At 75.5% G+C, this 21,504-nt stretch carries 11 protein-coding genes; 8 read left to right on the forward strand and 3 right to left on the reverse strand.

Annotation, left to right across the window (positions count from 1 at the left end):
• Nucleotides 1-59 precede the first annotated feature (59 nt).
• Together ACFCY1_RS38500 and ACFCY1_RS38505 are read right to left on the reverse strand one after the other, a co-directional pair.
• Nucleotides 60-668, reverse strand: coding sequence for an ester cyclase (locus ACFCY1_RS38500; protein ID WP_049657844.1), 609 nt, complete (start codon nt 666-668; stop codon nt 60-62).
• A gap of 92 nt (nt 669-760) precedes the next feature.
• The gene (locus ACFCY1_RS38505) at nt 761-1,486 is read right to left on the reverse strand and encodes an SDR family oxidoreductase (RefSeq protein WP_049657846.1); all 726 of its coding nucleotides are present in this window, start codon (nt 1,484-1,486) and stop codon (nt 761-763) included.
• A 137-nt stretch (nt 1,487-1,623) separates the two neighbouring features.
• On the opposite strand from ACFCY1_RS38505, the gene ACFCY1_RS38510 reads away from it, so the two are divergent.
• On the forward strand, nt 1,624-2,544 hold the full coding sequence (locus tag ACFCY1_RS38510; protein WP_049657848.1) for a LysR family transcriptional regulator: 921 nt from the start codon (nt 1,624-1,626) through the stop codon (nt 2,542-2,544).
• A 60-nt stretch (nt 2,545-2,604) separates the two neighbouring features.
• On the opposite strand, the gene ACFCY1_RS38515 is transcribed toward ACFCY1_RS38510, so the two are convergent.
• On the reverse strand, nt 2,605-3,000 hold the full coding sequence (locus tag ACFCY1_RS38515; RefSeq protein ID WP_375877537.1) for an ArsR/SmtB family transcription factor: 396 nt from the start codon (nt 2,998-3,000) through the stop codon (nt 2,605-2,607).
• 109 nt (nt 3,001-3,109) lie between these two features.
• Between ACFCY1_RS38515 and ACFCY1_RS38520 the strand changes: the two genes are divergently transcribed.
• From ACFCY1_RS38520 to ACFCY1_RS38550, 7 genes are all read left to right on the forward strand, one after another.
• Nucleotides 3,110-5,092 (forward strand): heavy metal translocating P-type ATPase, encoded by a 1,983-nt coding sequence (locus ACFCY1_RS38520; protein WP_375877538.1) that lies wholly within the window; start codon nt 3,110-3,112, stop codon nt 5,090-5,092.
• Nucleotides 5,093-5,211: 119 nt separating this feature from the next.
• On the forward strand, nt 5,212-6,156 hold the full coding sequence (locus tag ACFCY1_RS38525) for a DUF5996 family protein (protein ID WP_375877539.1): 945 nt from the start codon (nt 5,212-5,214) through the stop codon (nt 6,154-6,156).
• A gap of 197 nt (nt 6,157-6,353) precedes the next feature.
• Nucleotides 6,354-7,160, forward strand: a complete 807-nt coding sequence (locus ACFCY1_RS38530; RefSeq protein ID WP_375877550.1) for a siderophore-interacting protein — start codon at nt 6,354-6,356, stop codon at nt 7,158-7,160.
• 129 nt (nt 7,161-7,289) lie between these two features.
• Complete coding sequence (locus tag ACFCY1_RS38535; RefSeq protein ID WP_375877540.1) at nt 7,290-9,206, forward strand: glycoside hydrolase family 5 protein; 1,917 nt, start codon at nt 7,290-7,292, stop codon at nt 9,204-9,206.
• Nucleotides 9,207-9,701: 495 nt separating this feature from the next.
• Nucleotides 9,702-12,761, forward strand: coding sequence for an amino acid adenylation domain-containing protein (locus ACFCY1_RS38540; protein WP_375877541.1), 3,060 nt, complete (start codon nt 9,702-9,704; stop codon nt 12,759-12,761).
• A gap of 55 nt (nt 12,762-12,816) precedes the next feature.
• Nucleotides 12,817-18,348, forward strand: a complete 5,532-nt coding sequence (locus tag ACFCY1_RS38545) for an amino acid adenylation domain-containing protein (protein ID WP_375877542.1) — start codon at nt 12,817-12,819, stop codon at nt 18,346-18,348.
• Nucleotides 18,345-21,479, forward strand: coding sequence for an amino acid adenylation domain-containing protein (locus tag ACFCY1_RS38550; protein ID WP_375877543.1), 3,135 nt, complete (start codon nt 18,345-18,347; stop codon nt 21,477-21,479). Before ACFCY1_RS38545 ends, ACFCY1_RS38550 begins: the two co-directional genes overlap by 4 nt.
• The last annotated feature ends 25 nt before the right edge of the window (nt 21,480-21,504 follow it).

A 21,504-nucleotide genomic window follows, 5' to 3' on the forward strand; every position in this document is an offset into this window, starting at 1 on the left:
CGGCGGCTCCTCGGCGAGGAGCCGCCGGGCGCCGGCGGGCCGTCAGGGACCGGGCGGCGTCAGGCACGAACGCCCAGTTGGGCCAGCAGGGCGGTGTTGTCCTCGATGTGCCAGTCCTCGGTGATCCGGTCGGTGCCGACGTGCTGGATGTCGATGGCGTTGAAGTCGACGCTCTGGCCCTGGCCCCGCACGCCGTCGAAGGTGCCGGTGAAGTGGCCGCGGAAGACCAGGCGGGCGGTGATCCTGTCGCCGGTGACCAGGAGGTCGGAGAGTTCGCAGGTCAGGTCCGGCACCGCGGCGCGGAAGCTATCCGAGGCGAGGAGCGGCCCGGCGGGGCCCTGCGGACGGCCGGGCGGCAGGGTGTTGTCCCGGAAGTGCGGGCTGATCGCCGCGTCCAGGTAGCGCTGCTGCCCGGTGTTCCAGAACGTGTACAACTGCTGTGCCAGGTGGACCTCCTGGGCGGCGCGCCGGGCGCCGATCGAGTGGTCCACGGTGAGGGCCTTCGGCTGGACGAGGTCGGGCGAACGGTCGATCAGGCGCTGTGGCCAGTCGTGTGCGGAGTCGTGGCGGCCGGTGTCGCGGGCGGGGGCGGCCGCCACGGTGCCGGCCGCCAGGCCGATCACCGTCGCGAGGACGGCGGTGGTGCGGATCAGGGTGCGCGAGTTCATGGGACCGGTTCCTCGGATCGGGGTGGGCACGCCCGCGGGTGCGGGCGTGCCGGGGGAGGGGTGACACCGCGTCGGCCGCGGCGGGCCGGAGGTCAGGCGAGCCGGCCGCCACCGTCGACGTGGAGCACCGTGCCGGTGACGTACGGGTTGTCGATGGCGTAGCGGACGGCCTTGACCAGGTCCTCCGGGGTGCCGACGCGTCGGGCCGGGTTGCGCTCGGCGACCCCGCGCAGGAACGCCTCCTTGTCGGCGCCCAGGCCGTCCCAGGAGCCGGTGTCGACGATGCCGGGGGAGACCGCGTTGACCCGGACCGGCGCGATCTCCACCGCCAGCGCCTGCACCAGGAAGGCCAGTGCGCCGTTGGTGGTGGCCATCACGGTGCGCGCGGGCGCCGGACGCCACGCGGCCACGCCGGAGAAGAAGGTGAACGAGCCGCTCGCGGAGACCTGCCCGGCCAGGTGCTTGGCCAGCAGCAGCGGGCCGATCACCTTCGCCGCGAACGCCCGCTGGACGTCGGCCGCTTCGAGATCCCGCAGCGGGCCGTTGGCCGGCATCGCGGCGGTCGAGACGAGGTGGTCGAAGCGGCCGGCCCGGGCGGCGAAGTCGGCGATGGACCGCTCGTCGGCGATGTCCAGGGCGATCACCTCGGACGGCCCGGACAGTTCCCCGGCCGTCCACTCCAGCTTGCGCGGGTCCGGGCCGGCCAGTACGAGGGTGGCGCCGTCCGCCGAGGCGGCCTTGGCGAGGGCCTGGCCGGTGCGTGAACCCGCACCGACCACGACGAGTCGCTGACCCTGGAGGGAGGTGGTGTCGGACATGGCGGAACTCCTTCGAATCATCGGGGGATCGGCCGCCCGCTGCTTCCCGTCGGCGGCCGCACCACGACCCTCTCCCGACCAGCGGTGATGAGTCCAAGGCTTGTTATCTACCGCAGCGATAAAATCTGTTCATGGCAATGCCGACGCTCAGACAGCTCGAATATCTGGCCACCGTGGTCGACACCGGATCCTTCACCCGGGCGGCCGAACAGCTGCACGTCACCCAGCCCGCCCTCTCCCACCAGATCCGCGCCCTGGAGGTCGCCCTCGGCGGCCCGCTGCTGGAGCGCCTGCCGCGCGCCGTACGGCTCACCCCGACGGGCCGGGCGGTCCTGCCGCACGCCCGCGCCGCGCTGGCCGAGGCCGAACGCCTGCACGCGGCGGCCCGCCGGACGGCCGGCCTGGAGGAGGGCGAGCTGGAGGTCGCCGTCGTCTACTCGGTGAGCCTCGGCGTCCTGCCGCCCGTGCTGCGGGACTGGCGCCGCCTGCACCCCGGCGTGCGGATCCGGCTGCGCGAGTACGCCCACGCCGACCGGCTCCGGGAGGCCATGGCCGAGGGGCGCGCCGATCTCGCCATCGGCCCGGTGCCCACCGGCTGGGAGGGGCCGATCAGGGAACTCGGCGTCGAGGAGTTCACCGTGGTGCTGCCCGCCGAGGACCCGCTGGCCGACCGTCCCGCCGGTACGGTCGGCCTGGCCGAACTCGCCGACCGCGACTGGGTCCACTACGCCCCGGACAACGGGCTCGCCGACCTGCTCGACCAGGTCTGCGCCCGGGCGGGTTTCCATCCCAGGGCGGCGATCCGCGCCGAACAGACCTCTGCCGCACCGCTGTTGGCCGCGGCGGGGCTCGGGCCCGCCCTGGTGCCGGCCGACATCGTGCCAGCCCACTTCGAGGGCGCGCTGCTGCGCCCGGACCCCCCGGTCCTGCGCACCCTCACGGCGTACACCCGTACCCGTCCCGACCCGCTCACCGTGGCCTTCGCGGACCTGCTGGCCCGGCGGGTGCGGATCGGTCCCGAGGTGTCCCGGAGGCCGGTTCCCGACGCGTCCGGCTGAGAACGGTTGGGGGCGGCCGAGGACGGCTGCGAGCGGACGACGCGGGCGGGCCCGTGGTGCTCAGCGGGTGGCGGTGCCGACCGGCTCGTCCGGGTCCTGGGGGTCGTCGGCGTCGCTGAGTCCCAGGCGCAGGTGCTCGATGTGGTAGACGGCCTGGTCGAGCAGCGCGGCGACGTGGTTGTCGTAGAGCGCGTAGACGACCTGGCGGCCGTTGCGCCGGCCGATGACCAGGCCGAGGTTGCGCAGCAGGCGCAGCTGGTGGGAGCAGGCGGACTGCTCCAGGCCGACCTCGGCGGCGAGCTCGGTGGCGGCGCAGGGGCCCTCGCGCAGCCGGGAGAGGATCAGCAGCCGGGAGGGTGTGGCCAGGGCTTGCAGGGTGGTGGCCACCCGGGCAGCGCTGGTGGCGTCCAGGCGCGTGTGCGGGACGGCGGTGGCGGGGGTGGCTCCATGACCCATGCGGGCAATACTACAACTGATAGATGAAGGGGCCTTCATATGTTCATGTATCGTGAGTGAGTCACCGGCCCCGCCCTGCCCAGGCCTGCCCCGAAGGGTCCCGTCCGCCATGTCCTCCACCACCCTGACCGAGCGCCCCGCGTCCCCGGGCGCGCCGCGTCCGGACACCGCGCCCCGGCGGCGCACCCGGGTGCTGTCGCTGCCCGAGGCCCGCTGGGCCGCCGCCGCGACGGTGCTCTTCCTGGTCGCGCTGCCGCTCCAGCTGACCGGTGCCCCCGCCTGGACCTGGGGCCCGCTGTACGCCCTCGCCTACGCCACCGGCGGCTGGGAACCCGGCTGGGCCGGGCTCCAGGCGCTGCGGGAGAAGACCCTCGACGTCGACCTGCTGATGATCGTGGCCGCGCTCGGCGCCGCCGCCGTCGGGCAGGTCATGGACGGCGCGCTGCTGATCGTCATCTTCGCCACCTCCGGCGCCCTGGAGGCGCTGGCCACCGCCCGTACCGCCGACTCGGTGCGCGGACTGCTCGACCTCGCCCCGGCCACCGCGACCCGGCTGCTGCCCGACGGCGGCGAGGAGACCGTGCCCACCGAGCGGCTGGCCGTCGGGGACACCGTGCTGGTCCGGCCCGGCGAGCGGATCGGTGCCGACGGGCGGGTGCTCGACGGCGCGAGCGAGGTCGACCAGGCCACCATCACCGGCGAGCCGCTGCCGGTCGCCAAGCAGCCCGGTGACGAGGTGTTCGCCGGCACCCTCAACGGCACCGGGGCGCTGCGGCTGCGGGTCGAGCGGGACGCCTCCGACACGGTGATCGCCCGGATCGTGCAGCTGGTCGAGGAGGCCTCCGAGACCAAGGCGCCCACCCAGCTGTTCATCGAGAAGGTCGAACAGCGCTACTCGCTCGGCATGGTGGCCGCCACCCTGGCCGTCTTCGCCGTCCCGCTGGCCTTCGGCGCGGCCTTCACCGGCTCGCTGCTGCGGGCGATGACCTTCATGATCGTCGCCTCCCCGTGCGCGGTGGTGCTGGCCACCATGCCGCCGCTGCTCTCCGCCATCGCCAACGCCGGACGGCACGGCGTCCTGGTCAAGTCCGCCGTCGTGATGGAGCGTCTGGGCCAGGTCGACGCCGTCGCCCTCGACAAGACCGGCACCCTCACCGAGGGCACCCCGCGCGTCACCGACCTCCGGCCGCTCACCGGCTCCGGCCTCGCCGAGGCGGAGCTGCTGGCGCTGGCGGCCGCGGCCGAGCACCCCAGCGAGCACCCGCTCGCCCGCGCCGTCGTCGACGCCGCCCGCGACCGCGGCCTGACCCCGGCCGCCGCCGAGGACTTCGGCTCCACCCCCGGCGTCGGCGTCACCGCCACCGTCGACGGCCGGGTGGTCGCGGTCGGCGCGCCCGCGCGGCTGATCAACGGCCGTACCGACGCCGCGTGCGCCGAAGCCGCCGCGCTGGCGGCCGAGTTGGAGGAGGCCGGCCGCACCGCCGTGCTGGTCGAGGCGGACGGTGTCCCGGTCGGCGTGCTCGGCATCGCCGACCGGCTGCGCCCGGACGCCGCCGCCACCGTCACCGCGCTGACGGCCCTCACGGGTACCGCGCCGATGCTGCTCACCGGCGACAACCCCCGCGCGGCCGCCCACCTGGGCGCCGAGGTCGGCATCACCGACGTCCGGGCCGGGCTGCTGCCGCAGGACAAGGTCGCCGCCGTCCGCGAGCGGGAGGCGGCCGGACGGAAGGTGCTGGTGATCGGCGACGGCGTCAACGACGCGCCCGCGCTGGCCGCCGCCCACACCGGCATCGCGATGGGCCGGGCCGGCTCCGACCTGGCGCTGGAGACCGCCGAAGCGGTGATCGTCCGTGACGAACTGGCCACCGTCCCGGCCGTGGTGGCGCTCTCCCGGCGGGCCCGGTCCTTCGTGGTGCAGAACCTGGTGATCGCCTCGGTGTTCATCACCGCCCTGGTGGTTTGGGACCTGGTCGCCACCCTCCCGCTGCCGCTGGGCGTGCTCGGCCACGAGGGCTCGACCGTCATCGTCGGCCTCAACGGGCTGCGGCTGCTGCGCGAGGCCGCCTGGACGAGGGCGCGCGCCCTCTGACGGGTCCGGAACAAGGTCGGACCGAGGCCGGCGCGTCCCTCGGCGGGGCGCGCCGGCCGAGGCCGTGCGACGCCCGGGTGCGGATGCGGGGCGGCCCCCACCGGCCTAGCGTGGCCCCCATGGAGCTGTTCCCCCCGATCCCGCTGGCCCAGTGGCAGGACTCCAAGGCAACGGTCCACCGCTTCGCCCAGGTCGTCGGCAAGATCCGCCTGGCGTGCAGCGTGCGGCGCAACCACTGGTGGAACGTCCCCTACCACCTCACCGGGCGCGGCATCACCACCCGCCCGATGGCGGTGCTGGACGGGGGCGGGACCTTCTGCGTCGACTTCGACTTCGTCGACCACCGGCTGGTGGTCTCCTCCTCGGACGGCCGCACGGCCTCGTTCCCGCTCACCGGGCAGTCCGTGGCGTCGTTCTACCGCCGTACGCTCGACTCCCTCGCGGCGGTCGGCGTGCCGGTCACGGTCTCGCACCCGTTCCCGTTCGACCTGCCCGACGCCGGCCGGCCGTTCACCGAGGACACCGAGCACGCCGCCTACGACCCGTTCTGGGTCAACCGCTACTGGCAGGTGCTGAGCCAGGTCAACCTGCTCCTGGAGGAGTTCGCCGCCGGCTTCTGCGGGAAGATCAGCCCGGTGCACCACTTCTGGCACACCTTCGACATCGCCGTCACCCGGTTCTCCGGGCGGGTGATCGAACAGCCGCGGACCGTCGACCCGGTGACCCGCGAGGCCTACTCCCGCGAGGTCGTGAGCTCCGGTTTCTGGTTCGGCGACGACTCCTTCCCGAACCCGGCCTTCTACTCCTACGCGGCCCCCGAGCCCGCCGGCCTGGCCGACAGCCCGCTCCGGCCCGGTGCCGCCCGCTGGGTCGAGCGCAGCGGCAGCCACCTGGCGGTCCTGCCGTACGACGAGGTCCGCGGCCGGGAGGACGCGCGTGCCGTGGTGCTGGACTTCTACGAGTCCGTCTACGAGCCCGCGGCCCGCCTGGCCGGCTGGGACGTCCGGGGCGAGGCCTCGCCCGGCGGCATCACCGACCCGGTGGCGGCCGGGAGCGGCGACTGACGGGAGCGGCGACTGACGGCGGACCAGGGCGGTGAGCCAGGGCGGCTGTCCACGACGCGGAGTTTAGGTTAGCCTCACCTAAGCTGCGGTGCGCGTCGAGGACGTACGGACCGGCACGGCCGCGGCGTCCGCCCGTTCGCTGGAAGGAGCCCGCCCTGTCCACCGTCACCGCTCCCGCCCGTTTCGCGCTCTTCCCCCTGCGCGTCGCCCGCACCGCCACGCTCACCCCGCACCTGGTCCGCGTCACGCTCACCGGTGAGAGCCTCGCCGGGTTCGTCAACGGCGGCCTCGACCAGCGGATCAAGCTGCTGCTGCCGCTCCCCGGGCAGTCCGAGCCGCTGATCCCGCCCGGCGACGGCGACTTCGGCTGGTACCAGAGCTGGCGGGAGGCCGACCCGCGGATGCGCCCGGTGCTGCGCACCTACACCGTTCGCGGCCAGCGCCGCGACCCCGACGAGATCGACATCGACATCGCCGTGCACGGGGACCTCGGCCCGGGCTCCCGGTGGGCCGCCACGGCCGCGCCCGGCGACCGGGTGGTGGTCTGCGGACCGGCCGTCGAGGAGGCGGGCGGCGTGGAGTTCCGGCTGCCCGCCGATCCCGGCTGGGTCCTGCTGGCCGGGGACGAGTCGGCGCTGCCCGCCATCGCCGCCATCCTGGAGGAACTGCCCGCGCACCTGCCGGTCCGGGTCTTCGCCGAGGTGGACGGGCCGGCCGAGGAGGCCTACCTCCCGGCCCAGCGCGCCGGGGTCGAGACCGTCTGGCTCCACCGCCGCTCCGGCGCGCCGGGCCTCACCGGGGCGGTGCGCGCCGCCGACCTGCCGGACGGGCGGCCGTACGCCTGGATCGCGGGCGAGGCGGCCTCGGTGCGCGAGCTGCGCCGCCACCTGGTCGGCGAGCGGGGGATGGACCGGCGCGCGGTCTGCTTCATGGGCTACTGGCGGGCCGGGCGCACCGAGGACCAGCGCGCCGAGGACGGCCCGGGGGAGGACAGCGAGGACTGAGGCCGGGGCCGCCGGGGAAGCGCCGCCGTACGCACCCTCCCGGAACATGAGGTTCCGTCATATTGTCGTTCTCGCCGACGGCGCGCCCGAGCGCCGGGTGACGGCCCGAGCCACCTCACCACAGCGGGGATGACGATGAAGAGTCTCGCGGCGCGCCTGCTCGCCCTGGTCGCGGCCCTGCCGGTGCTCGCCGTGCTGGCGGCGGGCCCCGGCATCGCGGCGCCGGACGGCGGAGCCGGGGCCCGGCTCGCCGCGTCCTGGACCGGCCCGCTGAGCACCCGGGGGCGCTACATCGTCGACGCCGACGGCGACCGCTTCAAGCTGAAGGCCGCCAACTGGGCTGGTGCCCAGGGCACCTGGCAGGGCAGCGGGAACGCCGACGACCCGGCGAACAACCAGGCCGGACAGGTGTCGCACAACCTCCCGCTGGGCCTGGACCGGGTGCCGGTGGCCCGGCTGCTGGCCGACTTCCACGGGCTGGGCCTCAACAGCGTCCGGCTGCCGTTCGCCAACGCGATGATCCACGACACCGCCCCCGTGCCGGACTCCGCCGTCGCCGCCAACCCGCAGCTGCGCGGCCGGACCCCGCTCCAGGTGTTCGACGCCGTGGTGGCCGCGCTGACCGCCGACGGCTTCGCGGTGATCCTCAACAACCACACCACCAGCTACCGCTTCTGCTGCGGCCTGGACGGCAACGAGCGCTGGAACAGCGGCCAGTCCACCGCGCAGTGGGAGGACGACTGGCTGTTCATGGTGAACCGTTACAAGGCCGACAAGCGGGTGGTCGGCGTCGACCTGCGCAACGAGGTCCGCCGGGACGTCTGGGACGACCCCAACTGGGGCCTCGGCGACGCCCACGACGAGTACGCCGCCTTCGAGGAGGCCGGCAACCGCATCCTGCGGGCCGACCCGGACCTGCTGGTCGTCATGGAGGGCATCAACTGGTACGGCATCCCCGCCGCGGGGTTCAGCCACGGCCGCCCGATGCTCACCCCCGTGCGCAACCTCTCCCACACCCTGATCGACTCCGGCAAGCTGGTCTACGCCGCGCACTTCTACGGCTACACCGGCCCGGCCAACACCGGCGCCGGCAGCGGCCCGGGATCCACCAGTGACCCGCGCTACCAGGACTTCACCCCCGAACAGCTCGCCCAGGTGGTGGACGACCAGGCCCTGTTCGTCACCCGGGCCGGGCAGCACTTCACCGCCCCGGTGTGGATCAGCGAGTTCGGCGCGGGCGGCCGGGGCTCGACCGACGCCAAGGAGCAGGCCTGGCTGCACGCGTTCACCGACATCCTGGTGCGCGGCGACACCGACTTCGCCGTCTGGCCGCTGGTCGGCTGGGCCGACGCCGCCGGGCGGCCGCAGGACAGCTGGGCGCTGCTCTCCTACGGCCCGGACGGCACCCGGACCGGCCTCACCGACCCCGGCGACTGGCGGGCCGCCGACTGGACCCGGCTGGTCGGCGCGCCGGCCGCGAGCGGCCCGGTGCCCGCCGTCGACCACTGGAGCATGCTCGCCCTCGACCACGCCGACCAGGTCCTCTCCCGGCGGATGCTGGCCCGCCCGGACTGGAGCCCCGGCAACCGCAAGGGCGACTGCCCGGACGGCCTGCGGCTGACCGCCCTCGCCCGCGGCGACAGCCGGGCCCTGTGCACCGACGCGGGCGAGCCGGCCGCCGGCGGCGGCGACTGGACCACCGTCACCGACGGGCGCTACGTCACCGCGGGGGACTGGGCGTCCGGCTACGACAAGCTCCAGTGCCCCGACCGCAGCCTCGCGGTCGGCTACAGCGTGCGCGCCAACGCCGTGGCCGCCCTGCTCTGCGCCCCGGCGGCCGGTCCGCTGCCGCTGACCGGCCGCACGGTCTGGTTCGACCGGGGCGACAACCGGCCCGCCACCGGCGGCTCGGTGGCGAGCGACTGGGCGCCGGGCCGCTACAAGGGCCAGTGCGCGGACGGTGAGTACCTGGCCGGCGTCGCGTCCACCTGGCAGCGCCTCCAGTACGGGGCCCCGGCCGCGCTGCTCTGCCGCCCGCTCGGCTGATTCGGCGGCTCCCCGGGGTCGAATCGGCGGGCCCCGGGGCTGATCCGGCGGCGGCTGCGGGGCCGCTCCGGCGACGGGCGCTCAGCTGATGCGGCGACGGCCCGGACCCGATTCGGCGAGGGCTCCGGGGGTCCGGAGGCCGACGGCGGGAGCGGCTGCCCGTTGAGACGATGACGAACGATCAGAAGCCCGCCCCCGTGGTCGCATTCCCGCAGGTTGGACGCGTTCATGACGTCTTTCCTACGGGTCGGAACGACCCTTGACGGCGCAGGGCTTCTCTGCCAACCTCTCGGCAGGTCTGGACCATGATCGGCCTCTTCGACGGGGAGAGGACCGACGGCGCTCCGGCGGTGCGCAGGGGGGATCTGCGGGCCGGGCAGGTCGAGGCCGGGGGGCGGCCCGTCGGCCGCGTCGCCAGAGCATCCGCGGCGTCGGCCACGTCGGCGCCCGGCCACGGGGAACGCACCATTCACCGACTGCCGAATCGAGCCGCACATGCCACACTCCCTCCCCCCGCACGCCTCGCCCTTCCAGCGGGGCATCTGGGTCACCGAGCGCCTCGGCGGCCACCACGGGGTGTTCCACATGCCCGTCCTGCTCTCCTTCGACCGGGTCGACGCCGACGCCCTCGCCCGTGCCGTCTCGACGGTGACGGCACGCCACCCCGTGCTGTCCCAGGTGTTCGTGGAGCGCGGCGGGAGCCTCGTCGCGGAGCCCGGCACCGCCCCGGTCCTCGACGTGGTCGACGCCTCCGAGGACTGCGCGCAGAGCCGGGAGAAGCGGCTGGCCGAGGACGCGGCCCGCCCGTTGGACCTCCAGGCGGGCCCGTTGGCGCGGTTCACCCTCTACCGAGGCCGCGGTGAGGCGGCGGAGCTGCTCGCCGTCGTGCACCACGCGGTCTTCGACGGGGAGTCGAAGGACGTCCTGGTGGCGGACCTCGCCGCGGCCTACGCGCAGGCCCTGGGTGGGCCCGCCCCGGCCGCCGACCGGAGCCCGTCCACGCCCCCGTCCACGCCCCCGGTCCCGCTCGACCCCGACCTCGTCCGCCGGGCGGCGGACCGGTACGGCCCGCGGTGGGCCGCGGCGACCGAGCCCGTCCTCCCGGGACTGCCGCACGCCGTCACCGCCCCGGCCTCCGGAGCCTGCGACACGTGGCGGACGGACGCGCGCGGCCGGGCCGCCGTGGCCGAGGCCGCGGAGCGCTGCGGCGTCACGGTCTTCGAGTTCCTGCTCGCCGCACTGCACGCACTGCTGCTGCGCTACGGCGGCGAGGCCGTCCCGGTCTCCGTGCCGCTGTCCGTCCGGACGCCCGAACAGGCCGGGGAGATCGGGCTGTTCGTCAACGAGCTGCCGGTGCACGCCCCGGCCGGGGTGGGCACCGGGACGTCCTTCGCCGAGTACGCCCGGGCCGTGCGCGCCGAGGCCCGCGGCGGGTACCCGTTCCGCCCCGTGCCCTTCGGCGCGGCCGTCGGCGGCCTCACGCCGCGCGCCGGGCTGGCCCCCGTGTCGTTCGGCTACCGGCGCGCCCGCGCCGTGGACCCGGTGTTCCCGGGGAGCACCGTCCGGGTGGACCGCACGGTGTTCAACGGCGCCGCCCGCAACACCCTGCACCTCCAGGCGGTCGACACCGCCGACGGGCTCGCGTTCTCGCTCCAGTACGCCCCGGCGGTCCTGTCGCCGGACGCCGCGGACCGCGTCGCCGGGCACTACACGGCGCTGCTGGAAGCCGCGACGGCCACGCCCGAGGCGCCGCTGAGCGCCCTGCCGGTGCTGGGCGCGGAGGAGCGGTACCTGGTGACGGACGGGTGGAACGCCACCGCCCGCTCCTACCCGCGCGAGCGCACCGTGCTGGACCTGGTGCGGGAGCGGGCCGCCGAGACGCCGGACGCCCCCGCCGTCAGCGCGGGCGCCGCGAGGCTGACCTACCGGGCGCTGGTGGCGCGGACCGAGGAACTGGCCGCCGTCCTGCGCGGGGCCGGGGTCGGCCGGGGCGACGTCGTCGCCCTGCACCTGGAGCGCTCCGCCGACCTGCCCGCCGTCCTGCTCGCGGTGCACGCCGCCGGGGCCGCCTACCTGCCGCTCGACCCCGGGCACCCCGCCGAGCGGCTCGCCTTCGTGCTCGCCGACTCCGGCGCTGCCCTGCTGGTCGCCGACCGGGAGCCCGCCCCCGACGTGGTGGCGGCGGCGCCGGCCGTCCTCCGGCTCGGGAGCGCCCGCGCCGAGCCGGGGTCCGCGGCGGCGCCCACCCCGCCCGGCGACCTCGCCTACGTGCTGTACACCTCCGGCTCGACCGGGCGGCCCAAGGGGGTGGAGATCGGGCACCGGGCGCTGGTGAACCTGCTGACCTCCTTCGCCGAACGGCTGGGCTCGGGCCCCGGGGACGTCTGGCTCGGCCTGACCTCGCTCTCCTTCGACATATCCGGGCTGGAGATCCTGCTGCCGCTGGTCACCGGCGGCCGGCTGGTGCTCGCACCGGAGGGCGCCGCGCTGGACGCGCCCGGCACGGTCGGGCTGGTCCGGCGCGAAGGCGTGACCCACCTCCAGGCGACCCCCGCGGGCTGGCGCGTGCTGCTCAGCGCCGGGCCGCTGCCGGCCGGGCTGACCGGGATCGTCGGCGGGGAGGCCCTGCCGCTGCCGCTGGCCCGCGAACTCCGCGGCTCCCTCCAGCGGTTGATCAACGGGTACGGCCCGACCGAGGCGACGATCTACGCGACCTGCGCCGAGGTCCCGGCCGGACCGGAGGCCGTGGTGATCGGCGGGCCGGTCGCCAACACCCGGGCGTACGTCCTGGACGCGGACGGCCGGCCGCTGCCGATCGGGATCCCCGGCGAGCTCCACCTGGGCGGTGACGGCGTCGCGGACGGCTACCGGGGCCGCCCCGAGCTGACGGCGGAACGTTTCGTCGAGGACCCGTTCGCCGGAACCGGCGGCCGGATGTACCGCACCGGTGACCTCGCGGCGTGGACGCCGGACGGCGAACTGGAGTTCCACGGCCGGATCGACGACCAGGTGAAGATCCGCGGCCACCGGATCGAACTGGGCGAGATCGAGGCCGCGCTGCTCGACCACCCGGCGGTCGCCGCGGCCGCCGTCGCCGTGTGCGGGCAGGCCGAGGGGGACCCCGCGCTCGTCGGCTACCGGGTGGCCGCACCCGGCGGCGAACCGCCGTCCGACGCGGACCTGCGGGACCACCTGCTGCGCACCCTCCCCGCGGTCATGGTGCCCCGGCAGTTCGTGGCCCTCGACCGCCTGCCGCTCACGGCGAGCGGCAAGCTCGACCGGCGGGCCCTGCCCGCCCCGCCGCGCACCGCCGCGGCCGGTCCCGTGGCGGCCGACGAGGTCACCGCGGGCGTCCTGGCGATCTGGGAGGAGGTCCTGGGCGCCTCCGGCATCGGCCCGGAGGACGACCTCTTCGACCTCGGCGGACACTCGCTGACGATCATCCAGATCACCGCCCGGATCCGCGCCGCGTTCGGGGTCGAACTCGACTTCGACCTGTTCTTCGACGCCTCCACCCCGGCCGCCCTGGCCGCCGTCGTGCGAGAGCGGCGTTGACCGCCGCCGACCGCCCTTCCGCGACCGCCCCGCTCCACGCCCGAATGGACTGCCGATGACCGACACCCGGGACCTGCCCGCAGACTGGTCCGCCGCCAAACGATCCCTCCTCGCCCAGCGCCTGCGGGGCGCCGCGGCCCCGGTGCGGGTGGTCGAGCCCCGCCCTGCGGACAGCGCGCCGCCACTGTCCAGCGGACAGGAACGGCTCTGGTTCATGGACCAGTTCACGCCCGGCGCGACCGCGTACACGCTCGCCCCGGCCCGGCGGCTGCGCGGGCCGCTGGACCGCCCGGCGCTGGACGCCGCCCTGGCCGCCCTGGTGGAGCGCCACGAGGGGTTGCGGATGACCTTCCCGGTCACGGAGGACGGCAGGGCCGAGGTCCTGGTCGCCGAACCGGGCCCGTTCCCCGCCGAGTTCGTGGACGCCTCCGACGACCCCGACCCGGGACGAAGAGCCGCGGACGAGATCGGCGCGCTCGCCGCCAGAGCCTTCGACCTCGCGAGCGGCCCCCTGCTGCGGGCCCTGCTGGTCCGGCTCGCCGACGAGGACCACGTCCTCGCCCTGGTCATGCACCACATCGTCGGCGACGGCTGGTCGATCGACATCCTCAACCGCGAACTGGACGCGCTCTACGCCCGGTACGCCCACGGCGCCGACGCCGGACTCCCGCCGCTCCCGGTGCAGTTCGGGGACTACGCGCGCTGGCAGCGCGACCGGCTGGACAGCGGCGCCCTGGCCGACTCCCGCGCCTACTGGCGCACCGAACTCGCCGACGTCCCCGCCCTGGAGCTGCCCGCCGACCGACCCCGGCCGCCGCTGCTCGGCTACGACGGCGCGGCCGTGGAACTGCACTGGAGCCCGGAGCTCGTGCACGCCCTCGCGGAGTGCGCCCGCGCCCGCGGGGCGTCGACGTACATGGTGCTGATGGCCGGGCTCCAGGCGCTGCTCGGCCGGCACACCGGACAGCGGGACTTCGCGGTCGGCTCGGCCGTGGCCGGCCGGCTCCACCGCGAACTGGAGGGCGTGGTCGGCGCGTTCGTCAACATGCTGCCGATCCGGGCGCGGCTGGAGGAGGGTCTCACCTTCGGGCAGCTCGTCGGCCGGGTGCGGGAGACGACGCTGAACGCCTACACCCACCAGGAGGTGCCGTTCGAGCAGATGGTCGCGGACCTGGACATCGAGCGGGACGTCAGCCGCTCGGCGGTGTTCCAGGTGACCTTCGCCTTCCAGAACTACGGCGACCGCGCGGCCTCCGCCGCACCCGCCGCCACCGCGGAGGGATTCGGGCACGCGGCCACCACCAGCCACGCCGACCTCGCCTTCTACCTCCGGGAGAAGAAGGACGGCGGGCTCTTCGGCCTGATCACCTACCGCACCGACCTCTTCGACGCCGACACCGTGCGCCGGCTCACCGAGCGCTTCGAGGTCCTGCTGACCGCGGCCGCCGCCGATCCGGACCGGCCCGTCGAGGACCTGCCGCTGCTGACCGCGACCGAGCGCGCCGACGTGCTCGACCACTGGGCGGCCGGCCCGGACCTCCTCGACGGCGGGCCCCGGACGCTGACCGCGCTGCTCGCCGCCGCGGCCCGGCAGGCGGGCGACCGCCCGGCCCTGGTCTTCGAGGACGCCACCGTCACCCACCGCGAACTCGACACCAGGGCGACGGCCCTGGCCCGGCGGCTGCGGGCGCTGGGCGTCCGGCCGGACGACCGGGTGGCGGTGTGCCTGGAGCAGTCGCCGGACCTGGCGGTCGCGCTGGTCGCCGTCCTGAAGGCCGGCGGCTGCTACCTGCCACTGGATCCGGAGCAGCCGCCCGCCCGGCTGTCCCACCTGGTGGCGGACGCCGACGCGCGCGTCCTGGTGACGGACTCGGCGCTGCGGGAACGGTTCCCCGCGTACGGGGGCGCGGAGCTGCTCGTGGACCGCGCCGCCCCGGCACCGGACGGCGCCCCGGACGACGCGCCGCTCCCGGAGGCCTCCGGCCCCGACCACCTCGCGTACGTCATCTACACCTCCGGGTCCACCGGGCAGCCCAAGGGCGTCGCGGTGCAGCACCGCGAGATCCTCAACTACCTGGCCGGCGTGCGGGACCGGCTGCGGATCGAACCCGGTGCCCGCTACGGCCTGCTGCAGTCCCTGTCGTTCGACTTCAGCATCACGATGCTCTACCTGGCGCTCACCACCGGCGGCCAGGTCCACCTGCTGCCCCGCCGCATCGCCGGCGCCGAACTCGCCGGGCACATCGAGGCGTCGCGGCTCGACTACCTCAAGATGACGCCCTCCCACCTGGCCGCGCTGTCCGCCGACGCCCCGCTCGAGCGCCTGCTGCCGCACCGGGCCCTGGTGCTCGGCGGCGAGGCCTCGTCCCGGGCCTGGGCCGCCGACCTGGCCGGCCTCGGCCGGTGCGCGGTGTTCAACCACTACGGCCCCACCGAGGCGACGGTCGGCGTCACCGTCCACGAAGTCCACCCGGAGGACCACGGCCCGGGGAACACGCCGATCGGCACCCCGCTCGCGGGCGCGCGCTGCTACGTGCTGGACGGCGCCCGGCGGCCGGTACCGCCCGGCGTGACCGGGGAGCTCCACCTCGGCGGGCACCGGCTCGCCCGCGGCTACCTGGGCCGCCCCGACCTGACCGCGGAACGCTTCCTCGACGACCCGTTCGCCGCGACCGGCGGCCGGATGTACCGCACCGGCGACCTGGCCCGCTGGCGGACGGACGGCACGCTGGAGTACCTCGGACGCGCCGACGACCAGATCAAGGTCCGCGGCTACCGGGTCGAGCCCGGCGAGATCGAGGCCGCCCTCACCGCGCTGCCCGGCGTCACCCAGGCCTTCGTGACCGTCCGGGGCGAGGGGATCAGGCAGAACCTCGTCGCCTACCTCGAACGCCCGGGCGGCGGAACCGCCCCCGCCCCCGCCGAACTGCGCGCGGAGCTCGGCGCCGTCCTGCCGGACTACATGGTCCCCGCCCGGTTCGTCGTCCTCGACCGGCTGCCGCTGCTGGCCCACGGCAAGGTCGACCGCAAGGCCCTGCCCGAACCCGAGGACGCCGCCCCGGCCGCCGGCCGGGTGGAGCCCGAGGGCGCGACCGAGACGCTGATCGCCGCGATCTGGGCCGAGGTGCTCGACGTCGCGACGGTCGGCGCCCTGGACGACTTCTTCGAGATCGGCGGGCACTCGCTGCTCGCCACCCAGGTCGTCGCCCGGCTGCGCCGCGCCTTCCCCGACCTGCCGACGCCCGTCGGCGTGATGGACCTCTTCCGCTTCCCGACCGTCCGCCAACTCTCCGCGCTCGTCGCCGACCCGGCCGCCGACCGGGGGCCGCGGGGCCTGCTGCACCGCCTCACCCCCGAGCGGCGCCGCACCACCGGAAGCGTCGTCTGCACGCCCTACGGCGGCGGCAGCGCGCTCATCTACAAACCGCTCGCCGACGCCCTGCCCGAGGACTGGGCACTGCACTCCGTCGCCGTCCCCGGACACGAACTCGGCGAGGAGCCGATGGACGTCGACGAGGTCGCCGACCGCTGCGCCCGCGAGATCCTCGAGAACGTCGAGGGCCGGATCGTGCTGTACGGGCACTGCGGGGTCGGCGTGCGCCTCGCCGTCGAGATCGCCCGCCGGGTCGAGGCCGCCGGCCGCGACATCGACGCCGTCCACCTCGGCGGCATCTTCCCCTTCGCCCGGCCCAAGGGCCGCGGCGCGGCGGTCGGGGAGCGCTGGGCCGAACTCCTCGACCGGCTGCGCAGCGACCAGGACATGATCAACGGGCTGGCCGCCGCCGGCCTGGACACCGACGAACTGGACCCGGAGCAGCTGCGGCTCATCGTCCGCAACCGCCGTACCGGCACCAAGGACGTCGAACGGTACTTCACCCGGATGTTCGCGACCGGGGGCGGCCGGATCAAGGCCCCGGTGATCGCGGTCTGCGGCGACCGCGACCCGGCCACCGAGTTCTACCAGGAGCGCTTCCGCGAGTGGCACCGGATCGCCGACACCACGGCGGTCGTCGTCCTCGACGAGGCCGGCCACTTCTACCTCAAGTACCGGGCCGCCGAACTCGCGGCCGTCGTCACCGGCGTCCACCGGTCGATCGCCGCGGGGGAGGAGGACCGCCACCGCCGCACGGACGGCGCGACCTGGTGGCTGGCCGGGCTCTCCCGGGACGCCGAACGGCCGGCCGCGGACGGGGACCGGGCGTCCGTCCGCCCCACCATGCGCCGCTTCCTCACCGTCGCCTCCGGGCAGCAGGTGTCGATGATCGGATCGGCGCTCACCGAGTTCGCCCTCCCGGTCTGGATCTACCTGCGCACCGGCTCCCTGGCCCAGTTCGGACTGCTGGCCGCCTGCGGCCTGGTCCCCGGCATCCTCGCCGCCCCGCTCGCCGGCGCGGTCGTCGACCGGGGGGACCGGCGCCGGACCATGCTCCTCGGCGACCTCGCCGCCGGACTCACCCAGGCCCTCCTGCTCCTGCTGTACGCGACCGGCGGCCTCCAGGTCTGGCACGCCTACGCGCTCATCGCCGTGCTGTCCGCCGCCCTCTCCTTCCAACGGCTCGCCTGGAACGCGGCGGTGCCGCAGCTCGTCCCCAAGCGTTACCTCGGCCGCGCCAACGGCGTGGTCCAGATGGCCTTCGGCCTCGCCCAGTTCCTCGTCCCGCTGTTCGCCGTCGGGCTGCTCGCCGCGATCGGACTCGGCGGCATCCTCGCCCTCGACGTGGCCGGCTACGCCGTCGCGGTCACCGTCACCCTGGCCGTCCGGTTCCCCGACCTGATGGGCTCCACCCGCCGGGAGAGCATCGCCGCGGAGATCCGCGAAGGCTTCCGCCGGGCCCTGGGCAGCAGGCACTTCCGCGCGATGCTGCTGTACTTCGCCGTCCTGAACGTCTTCCTCTCCCCGCTGTTCCTGCTCACCACCCCGCTCGTGCTCTCCTTCGCCCCGCTCTCGGCGGCCGGCTGGGTGTCGACGGCCGCCGGCCTCGGCGCCGTGCTCGGCGGGATCACGCTGGTGGCCTGGGGCGGACCGCGCCGCCGGAAGCTGCGCGGGGTGCTGCTCGCCACCCTGGTGGTCGCCGCGGCCTGCCTGCTCACCGGGCTGCGCCCGTCGATCTGGACGGTCGCCCTCGGCGCGTTCGGCATGACCTTCGCGCTCGCCCTGCTCAACGGCGCCTACGCGACCATCGTGCAGACCAAGGTGCCGCTGCGCTTCCACGGCCGGGTGATCGCCGTGAACACCATGGTCGCCTGGTCGACCCTGCCGGTCGGCTTCGCCGTGGTCGCCCCGTTCGGCCCCGGACTCCTCCAGCCGCTGATGGACCACGACGGCGCCCTCGCCGGCAGCGTCGGGCGGCTCATCGGCACCGGCGACGGCCGCGGCATCGGACTGCTCTACCTGCTGTTCGGCCTCGCCATGGCGGCCCTCGCGCTGGTCTGCCTGGCCGTGCCCGTGCTGCGCCACTTCGACCGGGACGTCCCCGACGCCGAGCCCGACGACCTGGTCGGCCTCCAGACCATCCAGGACCGGGCCGCCGACGCCGCCGCGCCCACCCTCCCGCACCGCTCCGAGACCGAGGTGACCGTCCGGTGACCACCACCGCCACCGCCATCCACCCGCTGACCGCCGAACAGCGCCGGCTCTGGTTCCTCCAGCAGGTCCACCCGGACGACGCCGGCTTCAACATGTACCTCAACCGGCGCTGGACCGGGCCGATCGACCCCCGGGCCCTGCGCACCGCGCTGGACCGGCTGACCGCCCGGCACGAGATCCTGCGCACCCGCTTCGCGCCCGAAGGACCCGACGAGGCGGAGCCCGTCCAACTGGTCCAGCCCCCGGCCGCGACCGACCTGGTCACGATCCGCCTGCCCGAGGGCGCGACCGAGCAGGACTTCACCGACGCCTGCCGCCCGTACGTCAACGCGCCGTTCGACCTCGCCGCCGCGCCGCCGCTGCGCGCGACCCTGATCAGCGCCGGTGAGCGGGAACACGCGGTCAGCGTGGTGGTCCACCACATCGTCGCCGACGGCTGGTCCTTCCGTACGATGTGGCGCGAACTGCTCGCCCTCTACCGCGAGGCGATCGGCGAGGCGCCCGCGGAACTGCCGGAACTCGCCCTGCAGTACGGCGACTTCGCCCGCGCCGAACGCGCCAGGACGGGCGGGGAGGCGGGCGAGGAGGCCTTCCGGTTCTGGGCGGACCGGCTCGCCGGCACCGGAGCGCTGCGCCTCCCGTTCGACCGGCCGAGACCGTCCAGCCCCACCAGACCCGCCGGGTTCGTCACCGTCGACCTCGGCCCCGAGCTGACCGCCGCCCTCGACCGGACGGCCCGGCAGGAGCGGTGCACCCCCTTCATGGTGCTGCTGGCCGGCTACCAGAGCGTGCTCGCGCGCTGGACCGGCTGCCGGGACTTCGTGGTCGGCACCCCGCTGGCGGGCCGTACCGAGGCGGCGCACGAGGCGCTGCTCGGCTACTTCAACCGCACCGCGGTGATCAGGTCGGACCTCACCGGCGAGCCCGGCTTCCGCACCGTGCTGAAGCGGACCAGGTCCGCCGCGCTGGCCGCGCTGAGCCGTCCCGACGCCCCGGCCGAGCGGCTCGCCGCCCACCTCGGCCTGCCCGCGGACACCGGAGCCGGAGCGCTCTACCAGGCCGTCTTCGTCCACCAGAGCCAGAACGACCTGGCGGTCGGCTCCGGCGAGCCGGCCCTGCCCGAGGGCGTCCGGACGACCGGCATGGACTCCGGCTTCGACCAGGCCAAGACGGACCTGCTGCTCGACAGCTGGCGCACCCCCGACGGCGGGATCACGCTCTCCTTCTGCTACGACCGCGAGCTGTTCGACCGGGGGACCGTCGAGGCGCTCGGCGACCGGTGCCGCGAGCTGTACGCGCGGATCGTCGAGGACCCGGAACTCCCCCTGCACGGCGACTGGTTCGTCGGCGCCGAGGAGCGGGCGGCGCTGCTCGCCCTGGGGGCCGGCCCGGCCGCTCCGGCCGCCGTACGGACGGTGCTGGAGCGGTTCGCCGAGCAGGCCGCCGCCCGACCGGACGCGCCGGCCCTGGAGTGCGACGGACGGACGCTGTCCTACGCCGAACTCGACCGGCGGTCCACCGAACTGGCCCGCCGGCTCGGCCCGGTGGCCGATCGGGTGGTCGCGGTGTCGATGGCGCCCTCCTTCGACCTGGTGGTGGCCCTGACGGCGGTCTGGAAGGCCGGTGCCGCCTACCTCCCGCTCGACCCGGCCCACCCCGAGGAGCGCCGCGCCCTGATGGTCCGGGAGGCCGACGCCGTCCTCACCCTCACCGGCACGGACCTGCCGGGGGCGGGGACCGCCGACCTCGCCCCGCCCGACCCGCGGGCCCTCGCCTACGTCCTCTACACCTCCGGGTCCACCGGGGCGCCGAAGGCCGTCGCGGTCGACCACCCGGCGGTCTCCGCCCGGGTCGACTGGATGGCGGGCCCGGACGGCTACGCGCTGGGCCCCGACGACCGGATCGTCCAGTTCGCCTCCCTCGGCTTCGACACCCACGTGGAGGAGCTCTGGCCGGCCCTCGCGGCCGGGGCGTGCGTGGTGCTCCTGCCCGGCGGCGGCCGGACCCTGCCCGACCTGCTGGCCGGTCCGGCCGGCCGGACCGTCACCGTGCTCGACCTGCCGACCGCGTACTGGGAGGAACTCGTCGGCCTGGACGACGGGACCAGCTGGCCGGACGCGCTGCGCCTGGTGGTCATCGGCGGTTCCGAGGCGCGCGCCGGTACGGTCGCCCGGTGGCGCCGGCGGCACGGGGACGCGGTCCGGCTCGTCAACACCTACGGCCCCACCGAGGCCACCGTGATCGTCACCGCGGCCGAGCTGACGGCCGCCGACGCCGACCGCCGGCCCTCGCTGGGCCGCCCGCTGCCCGGCGTCAGGCTCCACGTGCTGGACGAGCACGGCGGACTGCTGCCCCGGGGCTCCGAGGGCGAGCTGTACATCGGCGGCAGCGGCCTGGCCCGGGGCTACCTGGGCCGGCCCGACCTGACCGCGACGGCCTTCGTGCCCGACCCCTTCGCCGGCGGCGTGATGTACCGCACCGGAGACCGGGCCCGGTGGCGGGCGGACGGCCGGCTGGAGTTCCTGGGGCGCGGCGACGCGCAGCTGAAGCTCCGCGGCTACCGGATCGAGCCCGCCGAGATCGAGTCCGCGCTGACCGCGCACCCGGGCGTCGCGCAGGCCGCCGTGCTGGTCCGCGACGGCCGGCGGCTGCTGGCGTACGCCGTCCCGCGCCCGGGGGCCGAGCCCGGGCCGGCCGAGCTGCGCGAGCACCTCGCCGTACGGCTTCCCGCCTACATGGTCCCGGACGCCGTCGTCACGCTGGCCCGGCTGCCGCTGACCCCGAACGGCAAGCCCGACCTCGCGGCCCTGCCCGACCCCGGGCCGGCCGCCGGGTCGGGCTACGTCGCGCCGCGCACCGACGCCGAGCAGCTGGTCACCGAGCTGTGGCAGGAGGTCCTCGGCGTGCCGCGGGTCGGGGTGTTCGACGACTTCCTCGCGCTGGGCGGGGACTCGCTCCTGGTCACCCGGGTCGCCGCGCGGATCCGGGCCGGGATCGGACTCGACATCCCCATCCGCGAGGTGTTCGAGAGCAGCACACCGGCCGCCCTCGCGGCCCGGATCGAGGCGCTGCTGATCGCCGAGATCGACGCGCTCAGCGAGGAGGAGGCGGCCGGGCGCCTCTCCGGCTGAGCGGGCGGCCGAATGGTCCGGGGGT

This window comes from Kitasatospora sp. NPDC056273 (assembly GCF_042268845.1).
GTDB lineage: Bacteria > Actinomycetota > Actinomycetes > Streptomycetales > Streptomycetaceae > Kitasatospora.

What these genes read in the sequence shown, in the direction of transcription:
- ACFCY1_RS38500 (WP_049657844.1), bottom strand. Translation starts at nt 668, where the DNA reads ATGAACTCGCGCACCCTGATCCGCACCACCGCCGTCCTCGCGACGGTG.
- ACFCY1_RS38505 (WP_049657846.1), bottom strand. Translation starts at nt 1,486, where the DNA reads ATGTCCGACACCACCTCCCTCCAGGGTCAGCGACTCGTCGTGGTCGGT.
- ACFCY1_RS38510 (WP_049657848.1), top strand. Translation starts at nt 1,624, where the DNA reads ATGCCGACGCTCAGACAGCTCGAATATCTGGCCACCGTGGTCGACACC.
- ACFCY1_RS38515 (WP_375877537.1), bottom strand. Translation starts at nt 3,000, where the DNA reads ATGGGTCATGGAGCCACCCCCGCCACCGCCGTCCCGCACACGCGCCTG.
- ACFCY1_RS38520 (WP_375877538.1), top strand. Translation starts at nt 3,110, where the DNA reads ATGTCCTCCACCACCCTGACCGAGCGCCCCGCGTCCCCGGGCGCGCCG.
- ACFCY1_RS38525 (WP_375877539.1), top strand. Translation starts at nt 5,212, where the DNA reads ATGGAGCTGTTCCCCCCGATCCCGCTGGCCCAGTGGCAGGACTCCAAG.
- ACFCY1_RS38535 (WP_375877540.1), top strand. Translation starts at nt 7,290, where the DNA reads ATGACGATGAAGAGTCTCGCGGCGCGCCTGCTCGCCCTGGTCGCGGCC.
- ACFCY1_RS38540 (WP_375877541.1), top strand. Translation starts at nt 9,702, where the DNA reads ATGCCACACTCCCTCCCCCCGCACGCCTCGCCCTTCCAGCGGGGCATC.
- ACFCY1_RS38545 (WP_375877542.1), top strand. Translation starts at nt 12,817, where the DNA reads ATGACCGACACCCGGGACCTGCCCGCAGACTGGTCCGCCGCCAAACGA.